Origin of the sequence: Pseudonocardia tropica, assembly GCF_040105315.1 — a bacterium.
Lineage (GTDB): Bacteria > Actinomycetota > Actinomycetes > Mycobacteriales > Pseudonocardiaceae > Pseudonocardia > Pseudonocardia alni.
Genome location: NZ_JBEDNP010000008.1, coordinates 216,739 through 229,528, shown reverse-complemented (window position 1 = coordinate 229,528; position 12,790 = coordinate 216,739). Strand labels below are relative to the sequence as shown.

20 protein-coding genes are annotated in these 12,790 nt (G+C 68.1%); all 20 read left to right on the top strand.

All coding sequences use genetic code 11. The features are described from left to right. Positions 1-580 precede the first annotated feature (580 nt). Positions 581-955, top strand: a complete 375-nt coding sequence (gene rpsL / locus WHI96_RS15590) for a 30S ribosomal protein S12 (RefSeq protein ID WP_020622943.1) — start codon at positions 581-583, stop codon at positions 953-955. Then, entirely contained in the window at positions 955-1,425 is a 471-nt protein-coding gene (rpsG, locus tag WHI96_RS15585; protein WP_020622942.1) for a 30S ribosomal protein S7, read from the top strand. The genes rpsL and rpsG overlap by 1 nt, the downstream gene beginning before the upstream one ends. Before the next feature lie 47 nt (positions 1,426-1,472). Continuing rightward, complete coding sequence (gene fusA, locus WHI96_RS15580) at positions 1,473-3,575, top strand: elongation factor G (RefSeq protein ID WP_345651797.1); 2,103 nt, start codon at positions 1,473-1,475, stop codon at positions 3,573-3,575. A gap of 146 nt (positions 3,576-3,721) precedes the next feature. Continuing rightward, complete coding sequence (tuf, locus tag WHI96_RS15575; RefSeq protein WP_226367635.1) at positions 3,722-4,915, top strand: elongation factor Tu; 1,194 nt, start codon at positions 3,722-3,724, stop codon at positions 4,913-4,915. Between the two features lie 489 nt (positions 4,916-5,404). After that, complete coding sequence (gene rpsJ / locus WHI96_RS15570; RefSeq protein WP_003938093.1) at positions 5,405-5,710, top strand: 30S ribosomal protein S10; 306 nt, start codon at positions 5,405-5,407, stop codon at positions 5,708-5,710. 16 nt (positions 5,711-5,726) lie between these two features. Further along, the gene (gene rplC, locus WHI96_RS15565) at positions 5,727-6,413 is read left to right on the top strand and encodes a 50S ribosomal protein L3 (RefSeq protein ID WP_051050086.1); all 687 of its coding nucleotides are present in this window, start codon (positions 5,727-5,729) and stop codon (positions 6,411-6,413) included. Further along, on the top strand, positions 6,410-7,084 hold the full coding sequence (gene rplD, locus WHI96_RS15560; protein WP_226353828.1) for a 50S ribosomal protein L4: 675 nt from the start codon (positions 6,410-6,412) through the stop codon (positions 7,082-7,084). Before rplC ends, rplD begins: the two co-directional genes overlap by 4 nt. Next, on the top strand, positions 7,081-7,380 hold the full coding sequence (gene rplW, locus WHI96_RS15555; RefSeq protein WP_062397845.1) for a 50S ribosomal protein L23: 300 nt from the start codon (positions 7,081-7,083) through the stop codon (positions 7,378-7,380). Before rplD ends, rplW begins: the two co-directional genes overlap by 4 nt. A gap of 16 nt (positions 7,381-7,396) precedes the next feature. Then, positions 7,397-8,230 carry a 50S ribosomal protein L2 gene (rplB, locus tag WHI96_RS15550; RefSeq protein ID WP_062397843.1) on the top strand — a complete coding sequence of 278 codons (834 nt, stop codon included), beginning with the start codon at positions 7,397-7,399 and terminating at the stop codon, positions 8,228-8,230. Between the two features lie 15 nt (positions 8,231-8,245). After that, positions 8,246-8,527, top strand: coding sequence for a 30S ribosomal protein S19 (gene rpsS / locus WHI96_RS15545; RefSeq protein WP_062397841.1), 282 nt, complete (start codon positions 8,246-8,248; stop codon positions 8,525-8,527). A gap of 36 nt (positions 8,528-8,563) precedes the next feature. After that, on the top strand, positions 8,564-8,992 hold the full coding sequence (gene rplV / locus WHI96_RS15540; protein ID WP_345651809.1) for a 50S ribosomal protein L22: 429 nt from the start codon (positions 8,564-8,566) through the stop codon (positions 8,990-8,992). Continuing rightward, a complete protein-coding gene (rpsC, locus tag WHI96_RS15535; RefSeq protein WP_020622933.1) occupies positions 8,992-9,837 on the top strand; it encodes a 30S ribosomal protein S3 in 846 nt (281 codons plus the stop codon). The genes rplV and rpsC overlap by 1 nt, the downstream gene beginning before the upstream one ends. Positions 9,838-9,840: 3 nt before the next feature. Beyond that, the gene (gene rplP, locus WHI96_RS15530; protein WP_020622932.1) at positions 9,841-10,260 is read left to right on the top strand and encodes a 50S ribosomal protein L16; all 420 of its coding nucleotides are present in this window, start codon (positions 9,841-9,843) and stop codon (positions 10,258-10,260) included. Next, positions 10,260-10,505 carry a 50S ribosomal protein L29 gene (gene rpmC, locus WHI96_RS15525; RefSeq protein WP_020622931.1) on the top strand — a complete coding sequence of 82 codons (246 nt, stop codon included), beginning with the start codon at positions 10,260-10,262 and terminating at the stop codon, positions 10,503-10,505. Before rplP ends, rpmC begins: the two co-directional genes overlap by 1 nt. Continuing rightward, the gene (gene rpsQ, locus WHI96_RS15520; protein WP_345651813.1) at positions 10,502-10,798 is read left to right on the top strand and encodes a 30S ribosomal protein S17; all 297 of its coding nucleotides are present in this window, start codon (positions 10,502-10,504) and stop codon (positions 10,796-10,798) included. Before rpmC ends, rpsQ begins: the two co-directional genes overlap by 4 nt. 8 nt (positions 10,799-10,806) lie before the next feature. Beyond that, complete coding sequence (rplN, locus tag WHI96_RS15515; protein WP_010228481.1) at positions 10,807-11,175, top strand: 50S ribosomal protein L14; 369 nt, start codon at positions 10,807-10,809, stop codon at positions 11,173-11,175. Between the two features lie 13 nt (positions 11,176-11,188). Continuing rightward, on the top strand, positions 11,189-11,515 hold the full coding sequence (rplX, locus tag WHI96_RS15510) for a 50S ribosomal protein L24 (RefSeq protein ID WP_345651868.1): 327 nt from the start codon (positions 11,189-11,191) through the stop codon (positions 11,513-11,515). 1 nt (position 11,516) lies between these two features. After that, on the top strand, positions 11,517-12,080 hold the full coding sequence (gene rplE, locus WHI96_RS15505) for a 50S ribosomal protein L5 (RefSeq protein ID WP_062397831.1): 564 nt from the start codon (positions 11,517-11,519) through the stop codon (positions 12,078-12,080). 4 nt (positions 12,081-12,084) lie between these two features. After that, the gene (locus WHI96_RS15500; RefSeq protein ID WP_020622927.1) at positions 12,085-12,270 is read left to right on the top strand and encodes a type Z 30S ribosomal protein S14; all 186 of its coding nucleotides are present in this window, start codon (positions 12,085-12,087) and stop codon (positions 12,268-12,270) included. 121 nt (positions 12,271-12,391) lie between these two features. Beyond that, positions 12,392-12,790 (top strand): 30S ribosomal protein S8, encoded by a 399-nt coding sequence (gene rpsH, locus WHI96_RS15495; protein ID WP_062397829.1) that lies wholly within the window; start codon positions 12,392-12,394, stop codon positions 12,788-12,790.

The following is a 12,790-nucleotide window of genomic DNA, read 5'->3' as shown; positions in this document are numbered from 1 at the left end:
CACGGCGGATCCCACTGGGGCGCAGTCATCGCCCACCACCGATCCGACCGCGACGAGCGGCCGTCGATCTGCGACGAGCGGGTGAGTCCGCTTGCCAGTGACGGCGTCGTGCGGCATCGTCGGGTCACCACAGGTCTCCTCCGGGGCGTCGTCCCGGGGGATCCGAGGATCATCGAAGCCCCCGATGACCCCGAAGGCAGGTCCGAGGCGAACGCCCGGAACGGACCCGCTTTGACCGTGTCGAAGAGGGCCGGGTATTCTCATGTCTTGTGCTCGGCTCCGGTCGGGCAGGTCCGCGTGTCCCGTGGTGTGCACCGATCCGTTGGTTCCGACCCTCAGATCTGTGGTTGCGCCCGGAGCAGGGCACGCCGGACGTCCCGACAGCCTCCGCGGGGCCCTTCCGGCCCCGAGCGTGCCCGGGACGACACGCCCGACCTCGGGGTCCGGCGCGACGGTGGCGGAGTCCGGTGAGAGCCGGCAGCCACGCCGGCGCCCGGAGCCCGGGACACCGAACCACGATCACCAGTGTCACGGCGAGCGAGACAGTCGAGCCACGTCGACGGGAAGAAGTAGACGGTTCATGCCCACGATCCAGCAGCTGGTCCGCAAGGGCCGCGAGGACAAGGTCTCCAAGACCAAGACCGCCGCGCTGAAGGGAAGCCCCCAGCGCCGCGGGGTCTGCACCCGCGTGTACACCACCACGCCCAAGAAGCCGAACTCGGCGCTGCGCAAGGTCGCCCGTGTGCGCCTGTCCAGCGGCATCGAGGTCACCGCGTACATCCCCGGTGAGGGCCACAACCTGCAGGAGCACAGCATCGTGCTCGTGCGCGGTGGTCGTGTGAAGGACCTCCCCGGCGTGCGCTACAAGGTCATCCGTGGGTCGCTGGACACCCAGGGCGTGAAGAACCGCAAGCAGTCCCGCAGCCGCTACGGCGCGAAGAAGGAGAAGAGCTGATGCCCCGCAAGGGCCCCGCCCCGAAGCGTCCGCTGGTCTCGGACCCGGTCTACGGCTCGCCGCTGGTCACCCAGCTGGTGAACAAGGTCCTCAAGGACGGAAAGCGGTCGCTCGCCGAGCGCATCGTCTACGCCGCCCTCGAGGGCACCCGTGACAAGACCGGCACCGACCCGGTCGTCACGCTGAAGCGCGCTCTCGACAACGTGAAGCCGGCCCTCGAGGTCCGCAGCCGCCGCGTCGGTGGCGCGACCTACCAGGTCCCCGTCGAGGTCCGTGCCGTCCGGCAGACCACCCTGGGGCTGCGTTGGCTGGTCACCTACTCCGGCCAGCGCCGTGAGAAGACCATGGTCGAGCGCCTCATGAACGAGCTGCTCGACGCCAGCAACGGCCTCGGCGCCAGCGTCAAGCGGCGCGAGGACATGCACAAGATGGCGGAGTCGAACCGCGCCTTCGCCCACTACCGCTGGTGACCGGCCGACCGTCGGGCGCCAACTCGCGATCCAGGGAGAGCTGAGCAGTGGCAGCACAGGACGTGCTGACGGACCTCACCAAGGTCCGCAACATCGGCATCATGGCCCACATCGACGCCGGTAAGACGACCACGACCGAGCGGATCCTGTACTACACGGGGATCAACTACAAGCTCGGCGAGGTGCACGACGGCGCCGCCACCATGGACTGGATGGAGGAGGAGCAGAAGCGCGGCATCACGATCACGTCGGCCGCGACGACCTGCTTCTGGAAGAACCACCAGATCAACATCATCGACACCCCCGGGCACGTCGACTTCACCGTCGAGGTGGAGCGGTCCCTGCGGGTGCTCGACGGCGCGGTCGCGGTCTTCGACGGCAAGGAGGGGGTCGAGCCGCAGTCCGAGCAGGTCTGGCGGCAGGCCACCAAGTACGACGTCCCCCGCATCTGCTTCGTCAACAAGATGGACAAGCTGGGCGCGGACTTCTACTTCACCGTTCAGACGATCAAGGACCGCCTGAACGCGACCCCGCTGCCGCTGCAGATCCCGATCGGCTCCGAGAACGACTTCATCGGCGTCATCGACCTGGTCGAGATGCGCGCGCTCACCTGGCGCGGCGAGGTCGCCAAGGGCGAGGACTACACCGTCGAGGAGATCCCGGCGGACCTCCAGGCCAAGGCCGAGGAGTACCGCACGGCGCTCGTCGAGGCCGTCGCCGAGACCGACGACGAGCTCATGGAGCTCTACCTCGGTGGCGAGGACCTGACGACCGAGCAGATCAAGACCGGTGTCCGCGCGCTGGTGACCAACCGCGCCGCCTACCCGGTCCTCTGCGGCTCGGCCTTCAAGAACAAGGGTGTCCAGCCGATGCTGGACGCAGTGATCGACTACCTGCCGTCGCCGTACGACGTGCCGCCGGTCGAGGGTTTCCTCACCGACGGTGAGACGCCGGCGAGCCGCAAGCCGTCGAAGGACGAGCCGTTCTCGGCCCTCGCCTTCAAGATCGCCGCGCACCCGTTCTTCGGCAAGCTGACCTACATCCGGGTGTACTCGGGTCAGGTCGCCGCCGGCGCCCAGGTCATCAACTCGACCAAGGACCGGAAGGAGCGCATCGGGAAGCTCTTCCAGATGCACTCCAACAAGGAGAACCCGGTCGACGAGGCCGTGGCCGGCCACATCTACGCGGTCATCGGTCTGAAGGACACGACCACCGGCGACACGCTCTGCGACCCGCAGAATCCGATCGTCCTCGAGTCGATGACCTTCCCGGACCCGGTCATCCAGGTCGCCGTCGAGCCCAAGTCGAAGGCGGACCAGGAGAAGCTCTCGCTGGCGATCCAGAAGCTGGCGGAGGAGGACCCGACGTTCCAGGTCTCCCTGGACGACGAGACCGGCCAGACCATCATCGCCGGTATGGGCGAGCTGCACCTCGAGGTGCTGGTCAACCGGATGAAGTCCGACTACAAGGTCGAGGCCAACATCGGTAAGCCGCAGGTGGCCTACCGGGAGACCATCAAGAAGGCCGTCGAGAAGTTCGAGTACACGCACAAGAAGCAGACCGGTGGTTCGGGCCAGTTCGCCCGCGTCATCATCAAGCTCGAGCCGCTCACCAGCGGTGACGGTGCGCTGTACGAGTTCGAGAACAAGGTCACCGGTGGCCGTGTCCCGCGGGAGTACATCCCGTCGGTCGACGCCGGTGCCCAGGACGCCATGCAGTACGGCATCCAGGCCGGCTACCCCGTCGTCGGTGTGAAGCTCACGCTGCTGGACGGTCAGTACCACGAGGTCGACTCCTCGGAGATGGCCTTCAAGGTCGCCGGTTCGATGGCGTTCAAGGAGGCGGCCCGCAAGGCGAGCCCCGCCATCCTCGAGCCGATGATGGCCGTCGAGGTGATGACGCCCGAGGACTACATGGGTGACGTCATCGGGGACCTGAACTCCCGCCGCGGCCAGATCCAGGCCATGGAGGAGCGGGCCGGTGCCCGTGTCGTGAAGGCGACCGTGCCGCTGTCCGAGATGTTCGGCTACGTCGGCGACCTGCGGTCGCGGACCCAGGGCCGGGCGAACTACACGATGGTCTTCGACTCCTACGCCGAGGTTCCGGCGAACGTGGCGAAGGAGATCATCGCGAAGGCCACGGGCGAGTAAGAGCTCCCCGGGGCGGGCCCCAGTGCCCGACCTGCTCGGAGGGTGCGGTCCGCGGATCGGTAAGGTCCGCGGCCCGCACCACCCGACACCCACAGACCTGCCGTCAGCACGGCGGAGTACAGACACGAGTCCAGGAGGACCCAGCAGTGGCGAAGGCGAAGTTCGAGCGGACCAAGCCGCACGTCAACATCGGCACCATCGGTCACATCGACCACGGCAAGACCACGCTGACGGCGGCCATCACCAAGGTTCTGCACGACAAGTTCCCGACCCTCAACGAGGCGTCGGCGTTCGACATGATCGACAAGGCGCCGGAAGAGCGTCAGCGCGGTATCACGATCTCGATCGCGCACGTCGAGTACCAGACCGAGAAGCGGCACTACGCGCACGTCGACTGCCCCGGGCACGCCGACTACGTGAAGAACATGATCACCGGTGCCGCCCAGATGGACGGCGCGATCCTGGTGGTCGCCGCGACCGACGGCCCGATGCCCCAGACCCGTGAGCACGTGCTGCTCGCGCGTCAGGTCGGCGTGCCCTACATCGTCGTCGCCCTGAACAAGGCGGACATGGTCGACGACGAGGAGATCATGGAGCTCGTCGAGATGGAGGTCCGCGAGCTGCTGTCGGCTCAGGACTACCCGGGCGACGACCTCCCGATCGTGCGCGTCTCGGCGCTGAAGGCGCTCGAGGGCGACGACAAGTGGGCCGAGGCCATCGTCGAGCTCATGGACGCGGTCGACGAGGCCATCCCCGAGCCCGAGCGCGACATCGAGAAGCCGTTCCTCATGCCCGTCGAGGACGTCTTCACGATCACCGGTCGCGGCACGGTCGTCACCGGCCGTATCGAGCGCGGCATCGTCAAGGTCAACGAGACCGTCGACATCGTCGGCATCCGGCCGAACAAGACCTCGACCACCGTCACCGGTGTCGAGATGTTCCGCAAGATCCTCGACGAGGGTCGTGCCGGCGAGAACGTCGGTCTGCTCCTGCGCGGTATCAAGCGTGAGGACGTGGAGCGCGGCCAGGTCGTCGTGAAGCCGGGTTCGATCACCCCGCACACCGAGTTCGAGGGCCAGGTGTACATCCTGGGCAAGGACGAGGGTGGCCGTCACACCCCGTTCTTCAACAACTACCGTCCGCAGTTCTACTTCCGGACGACCGACGTGACCGGCGTCGTGACCCTCCCGCAGGGCACCGAGATGGTCATGCCGGGTGACAACACCACCATGAGCGTTCAGCTGATCCAGCCGATCGCCATGGAGGAGGGCCTGCAGTTCGCCATCCGTGAGGGTGGCCGCACCGTGGGCGCCGGCCAGGTCACCAAGATCAACGCGTGACGTGACGGGACCGTCCCCCCGGGGGCGGCCCCGTTACCCACCCCCCGGTCGAGGGTGTCGCACAGCGGTGTGTCATCCTTGACGGGTTGCACGATGAGCATGGCGCGTGAGAGCGCCGCCTCTGTTCCCGGTCTCCGGTAGTCCAGGGGTCGCGTACCACGCGCCATGTTCGTTGTCAGCCCCGGTTCCGCGGTCCGCCGCGAAACCGGGGAGATTCCGAGCGACATGCCCGCCCCAGATGGGGGTGGGACGCGGTGACCCGGGCACAACCATGCGGGTAGGGCGCGACACGCCCGACCTCGTGGACCGGAGAGCCCCGGCAGGACGAGTGCTCCAGGGAACTGGACGCGCGACTCCGGGCCGACAGAGACCTGAACAGAGCACGGGCCGCAGCCGGCCCGCCGGACATCCGGTGGCAGCACGGCGCGAGTTCTTACGGGGCCGAACCGCGACACCCCCGCGGCAGGAAGAAGAGGACGACCGACGACCATGGCGGGACAGAAGATCCGCATCAGGCTCAAGGCCTATGACCACGAGGCAATCGACGCGTCTGCTCGCAAGATCGTGGAGACCGTGACGCGTACCGGTGCCCGGGTCGTCGGCCCCGTGCCGCTGCCTACCGAGAAGAACGTGTACTGCGTCATCCGCTCGCCGCACAAGTACAAGGACTCGCGCGAGCACTTCGAGATGCGCACGCACAAGCGACTCATCGACATCCTCGACCCGACGCCCAAGACGGTCGACGCGCTCATGCGCATCGACCTGCCGGCGAGCGTCGACGTCAACATTCAGTGACGGCGGGGTGGAGACGATGACTGCTGCATTCAAGAAGACGACTGCCACCAAGCAGACGAAGAAGGTCACCGGCCTCCTGGGCACCAAGCTCGGGATGACCCAGTTGTTCGACGAGAACAACCGCATCGTGCCGGTCACCGTGGTCCAGCTCGGACCGAACGTCGTGACGCAGGTGCGCTCGCAGGAGACCGACGGCTACACCGCCGTCCAGCTGGCCTACGGGGCCATCGACCCGCGCAAGGTGAACAAGCCGGAGTCCGGCCACTTCGCCAAGGCCGGTGTCACCCCCCGTCGCCACGTCCTGGAGCTCCGCACCTCCGACGCCGCCGAGTACACCACCGGCCAGGAGGTCACCGTCGAGGCGTTCGCCGAGGTGGCCGAGGTCGACGTGGTGGGCGTGACCAAGGGCAAGGGCTTCGCCGGTGTCATGAAGCGCCACGGGTTCAAGGGCCTGGGCGCCTCGCACGGCACGCAGCGCAAGCACCGTTCGCCGGGCTCCATCGGCGGCTGCGCCACCCCGGGCCGCGTGTTCAAGGGTGTGCGGATGGCCGGCCGGATGGGTTCCGACCGCCAGACCACGCAGAACCTGAAGGTCCACCGGGTGGACGCCGAGCGCGGGCTGCTGCTCGTCAAGGGCGCCGTCCCCGGTCCGCGCGGTGGCCTCGTCGTGGTGAAGACCCCCGCGAAGGGTGATGGCAAGTGAGCACCGTGCAGATCAAGACCCCCGAGGGTTCCGCCGGCGGCAGCGTCGAGCTGCCGGACCACGTCTTCGACGTGACGGCGAACATCGCCCTCATGCACCAGGTGGTGACCGCGCAGCTCAACGCCGCGCGTCAGGGCACGCACGACGTGAAGGGTCGCGGCGAGGTCCGCGGCGGTGGCAAGAAGCCGTACCGGCAGAAGGGCACCGGTCGCGCCCGTCAGGGCTCGATCCGCGCGCCGCAGTTCGCCGGTGGTGGCATCGTCCACGGCCCGACGCCCCGCGACTACTCGCAGCGGACCCCGAAGAAGATGAAGGCCGCCGCCCTGCGTGGCGCCCTCTCCGACCGGGCCCGCGCCGGCGCCGTGCACGTCGTGTCCGCCTTCTCCGAGGGTGACGCGCCGTCGACCAAGGCCGCCCGCAAGGCGATCGAGGCCGTCGTGCCCGACGCCCGCCGGGTGCTCGCGGTCGTCGAGCGTTCCGCGGAGAACGCCCTGCTGAGCCTGCGCAACCTGCCGCAGGTCCACCTGATCGCGCCCGACCAGCTGAACACCCACGACGTGCTCGTCAACGACGTCGTGCTGTTCACGCAGGCGGCGCTGGACGAGTTCCTGGCCGGCCCGATCGCGAAGCCGAAGGCTGCCGGCCGCCGCGCTGAGGAGGCCGACAAGTGATCACGGACCCGCGGGACGTGCTGCTCGCGCCGGTCGTCTCGGAGAAGAGCTACGGGCTGCTCGACGAGCGCCAGTACACCTTCGTCGTGGCACCGGACGCGAACAAGACCCAGATCAAGATCGCCGTGGAGAAGGTGTTCGGGGTCAAGGTGACCAGCGTGAACACGCTGAACCGCCCGGGCAAGCGCAAGCGCTCCCGCACCGGCTACGGCAAGCGCAAGGACACCAAGCGCGCGATCGTCACGCTCTCCGAGGAGAGCAAGTCGATCGACGTCTTCGGTGGCCCGGCGAGCTGAGGGAGCGAGCTGACCCATGGCCATTCGTAAGTACAAGCCGACCACCCCGGGCCGTCGTGGCTCGAGCGTGTCGGACTTCGCCGAGATCACCCGGGACACCCCCGAGAAGTCGCTGCTGCGCCCGCTGCACAACAAGGGCGGCCGCAACGCGCACGGGCGGATCACCACCCGTCACCAGGGTGGCGGACACAAGCGCGCCTACCGTCTGATCGACTTCCGTCGTAACGACAAGGACGGCGTGCCGGCGAAGGTCGCGCACATCGAGTACGACCCGAACCGCACCTCGCGGATCGCACTGCTGCACTACGCCGACGGCGAGAAGCGCTACATCATCGCGCCGGCGAAGCTCAAGCAGGGCGACAAGATCGAGAACGGTCCCCGGGCCGACATCAAGGTGGGTAACAACCTGCCGCTGCGCAACATCCCGACGGGCACCGTGGTGCACGCGATCGAGCTCCGCCCCGGTGGCGGCGCCAAGATTGCGCGCTCGGCCGGTGTCGGCGTCCAGCTGGTCGCCAAGGACGGGCCCTACGCGCAGCTGCGGATGCCCTCCGGCGAGATCCGCTACGTCGACGTGCGCTGCCGCGCCACCGTCGGCGAGGTGGGTAACTCGGAGCACGCCAACATCAACTGGGGTAAGGCCGGCCGTATGCGGTGGAAGGGCAAGCGCCCGACCGTCCGTGGTGTCGTCATGAACCCGGTGGACCACCCGCACGGTGGTGGTGAGGGCAAGACCTCCGGTGGTCGCCACCCGGTGAACCCGGCGGGCAAGCCCGAGGGCCGTACCCGCAAGAGCAAGCCGTCCGACAAGTTGATCGTCCGCCGGCGTCGTACCGGCAAGAAGCGCTGAGCAGGGAGGTAAGACATGCCGCGCAGCCTGAAGAAGGGCCCCTTCGTGGACGACCACCTGCTCAAGAAGGTGGACGTCCTCAACGAGTCCGGCAAGAAGACCGTCATCCGCACGTGGTCCCGTCGGTCCACGATCATCCCGGACATGATCGGTCACACCATCGCCGTGCACGACGGCCGCAAGCACGTCCCGGTGTTCGTGTCCGACTCGATGGTCGGTCACAAGCTGGGCGAGTTCGCCCCCACCCGGACCTTCCGGGGCCACATCAAGGACGACCGCAAGGCGCGTCGGCGCTAGTAGCCGGCCCGAGTAGCGACTAGGAGAGGTGGAGAAATGGCAGAGACCACTGCCGAGACCACCGGCGCTGCGCTCGAGCCGACTCGTGCGCGCGCCGTGGCGCGGTTCGTCCGCAGCTCGCCGACGAAGACCCGTCGTGTCGTGGACCTGGTCCGCGGCCTGCCGGTCGACGAGGCGCTGGCGATCCTGCGGTTCTCGCCGCAGGCCGCGGCGGAGCCCGTCGCGAAGGTCGTGGCGAGCGCCGCGGCCAACGCCGAGAACAACCTGGACCTGGACCCGGAGACCCTCGTGGTCGCCGTGGCGATGGTCGACGAGGGCCCGACGCTGAAGCGGATCCGGCCGCGCGCCCAGGGGCGTGCGTACCGCATCCGCAAGCGGACGAGCCACATCACCATCGAGGTCGAGTCGGTTCCGAAGAGGACCCAGCAGGCCGGCCGTCGTGGTGCGAAGGGGAGGGCCCGCTGATGGGGCAGAAGATCAACCCGCACGGCTTCCGCCTGGGCATCACCACGGACTGGAAGTCGCGCTGGTACGCCGACAAGCAGTACTCCGAGTACGTCAAGGAGGACGTCGAGATCCGCCGCATGCTCTCCAAGGGCATGGAGCGGGCCGGCATCTCCAAGGTCGAGATCGAGCGCACCCGGGACCGCGTGCGGGTGGACATCCACACCGCGCGTCCGGGCATCGTGATCGGCCGTCGTGGCGCGGAGGCCGACCGGATCCGGGGCAACCTCGAGAAGCTGACCAAGAAGCAGGTCCAGCTGAACATCCTCGAGGTCAAGAACTCCGAGTCCGACGCGCAGCTCGTCGCCCAGGGTGTCGCCGAGCAGCTGTCGAACCGGGTCGCCTTCCGGCGTGCGATGCGCAAGGCCATCCAGTCGGCCATGCGCAGCCCGCAGGTCAAGGGCATCCGGGTCCAGTGCTCGGGTCGCCTCGGCGGTGCCGAGATGTCGCGGTCGGAGTTCTACCGCGAGGGTCGGGTCCCGCTGCACACGCTGCGTGCCGACATCGACTACGGCCTGTTCGAGGCCCGGACCTCCTTCGGCCGCATCGGCGTGAAGGTCTGGATCTACAAGGGCGACGTCGTCGGCGGCCGCCGTGAGGGCGTCCCGGCCGCCGCCGAGGCCCCGGGCCGCGGCCCGCGCCGCGAGCGTCCGGCCCGGCGCCGTTCCGGTGCCTCGGGCACCACTGCGACCAGCACCGAGGCCGGGCGTGCCGCGCAGAGCGCGGGCCAGGCCGGCGGCGCCGCGACGGCGACCGCCGAGGCCCCGGCCTCCGGTGAGAACCAGAGCAACGGTGGGGAGAGCTGACCGATGCTGATCCCACGCAAGGTCAAGCACCGCAAGCAGCACCGGCCCAAGCGCAAGGGCATGGCCAGCGGTGGTACCGCGGTCACCTTCGGCGACTGGGGCATCCAGGCGCTGGAGCCGGCCTACGTGTCCAACCGGCAGATCGAGTCGGCGCGTATCGCGATCAACCGGCACATCCGTCGTGGCGGGAAGATCTGGATCAACGTCTTCCCGGACATCCCGATGACCAAGAAGCCGGCCGAGGTCCGCATGGGTTCCGGTAAGGGTTCGCCCGAGAAGTGGGTCACGAACGTCAAGCCGGGCCGGGTGCTCTTCGAGATGAGCTTCCCGAACCGCGAGGTGGCGCACGAGGCCCTGACCCGTGCGATCCACAAGCTGCCCATGAAGTGCCGGATCGTGTCCCGTGAGGGTGGTGACATCTGATGGCGAGCAGTGGCAACACCAAGGCCGCCGAGCTGCGCGAGCTCTCCGACGAGGAGCTGGTCGTGCGTGTCCGGGAGGCCAAGGAGGAGCTGTTCAACCTCCGCTTCCAGATGGCCACCGGGCAGCTGGACAACAACCGGCGGCTGCGGGCCGTCCGCCACGACATCGCGCGCTGCTACACCGTGATGCGTGAGCGTGAGCTCGGCCTGTCCGCCGCCCCGACCGAGAGCGAGGGCGCGGCGTGAGCAGTGACGACAGCACGGCGCAGAAGAGCAGTGACAACGCAGAGCGCGGGGAGCGCAAGGTCCGCGAGGGCCTGGTCGTGTCCGACAAGATGGAGAAGACGATCGTCGTCTCCCTCGAGGACCGGGTGAAGCACCCCCTGTACGGCAAGGTCATCCGCCGGACCAGCAAGGTCAAGGCGCACGACGAGGGGAACACCGCCGGCATCGGCGACCGTGTCCGCCTCATGGAGACCCGTCCGCTGTCGGCGACCAAGCGCTGGCGGCTGGTGGAGATCCTCGAGAAGGCCAAGTAGGAGTCGAAGTGATCCAGCAGGAGTCGCGGCTGCGCGTCGCCGACAACACCGGTGCCAAGGAGATCCTGTGCATCCGGGTGCTGGGCGGCTCCGCGCGGCGCTACGCCGGGATCGGCGACGTCATCGTCGCCACGGTCAAGGAGGCCATCCCCGGCGCCGGCGTGAAGCGTGGTGACGTCGTCAAGGCGGTCATCGTGCGCACCAAGAAGGAGAAGCGCCGTCCCGACGGCAGCTACATCCGTTTCGACGAGAACGCCGCCGTGCTGATCAAGGCGGACAACGGACCTCGGGGGACCCGTATCTTCGGCCCGGTCGGGCGCGAGCTGCGCGACCGCAAGTTCATGAGGATCATCTCCCTGGCCCCGGAGGTGCTCTGACATGAAGGCGAAGATGAAGGTCAAGAAGGGCGACACCGTTCTGGTGATCGCCGGCAAGGACAAGGGTGCCCGGGGCAAGGTCATCGCGGCCTACCCGGAGCGTCAGCGCGTGCTGGTCGAGGGCGTGAACCGGATCAAGAAGCACACCCGGATCAGCCAGAACCAGCGCGGGGCCGAGAGCGGCGGGATCGTCACGCAGGAGGCCGCCATCCACGTCTCGAACGTGATGGTGTGCGACTCCGACGGCAAGCCGACCCGCATCGGCAAGAAGACCGTCGAGGGCGAGGACGGCACCAGCCGTCGCGTCCGGATCTCCAGGCGCAACGGGAAGGAGATCTGAGATGACCACGGCTGAGAAGACCGTGCCGAGGCTCAAGCAGCGGTACCGCGACGAGATGCTCGACAAGCTCCGCGAGGAGTTCGGCTACACCAACGTCATGCAGATCCCCGGCCTGACCAAGGTCGTGGTGAACATGGGTGTCGGTGACGCCGCCCGCGACTCGAAGCTGATCGACGGTGCGCTGCGGGACCTGGCCACCATCACCGGCCAGAAGCCGCAGCTGCGTCGCGCCACCAAGTCCATCGCGCAGTTCAAGCTGCGCGAGGGCATGCCGATCGGTGCGAAGGTGACCCTCCGCAACGACCGGATGTGGGAGTTCCTCGACCGGCTGCTGACCATCGCGCTGCCCCGTATCCGCGACTTCCGCGGCCTCGAGGGCAACCAGTTCGACGGGCGTGGCAACTACACGTTCGGCCTGAACGAGCAGTCGATGTTCCACGAGATCGACCCGGACTCCATCGACCGGCCGCGGGGCATGGACATCACGGTCGTGACCACCGCGACCACGAACGCCGAGGGCCGGGCGCTGCTGCGCCACCTGGGCTTCCCGTTCAAGGAGAGCTGAGCGAATGGCGAAGAAGGCGCTCATCAACAAGGCGAACGCGAAGCCGAAGTTCGCCGTGCGGGGGTACACCCGCTGCAACAAGTGCGGCCGGCCGCGTGCCGTGTTCCGCAAGTTCGGCCTCTGCCGCGTGTGCCTGCGAGACATGGCGCACGCCGGCGAGCTGCCGGGTGTGAGCAAGTCCAGCTGGTGATCCGACCGCCCCGCATCCGTGGGGCAGCGGATCCGATCGCCGCAGGCCCGCACCGGTGCGGCGCCCCGCACAGGGGCGCCGCGCCGGTACGAGGAACCACGGCGGGAAAGAGACAGACACCATGACGATGACCGATCCGATCGCAGACATGTTGACCCGTCTGCGGAACGCGAACTCGGCCTACCACGACCGCGTCGTGATGCCCCACTCGAAGCTGAAGGTCGCCATTGCGGAGATCCTTCAGAAGGAGGGCTACATCGCGGCGCACCACACCGAGGACGCCGAGGTCGGCAAGTCCCTGGTCGTCGAGCTGAAGTACGGCCGCAACCGCGAGCGCAGCGTCGCCGGTCTGCGCCGGGTGTCCAAGCCCGGTCTGCGTGTGTACGCGAAGTCGACGAACCTGCCGCGGGTCCTGGGTGGCCTCGGCATCGCGATCATCTCGACCTCTCAGGGTCTGATGACCGACCAGCAGGCCTACCGGAGCGGCGTGGGCGGGGAAGTCCTCGCCTACGTCTGGTGA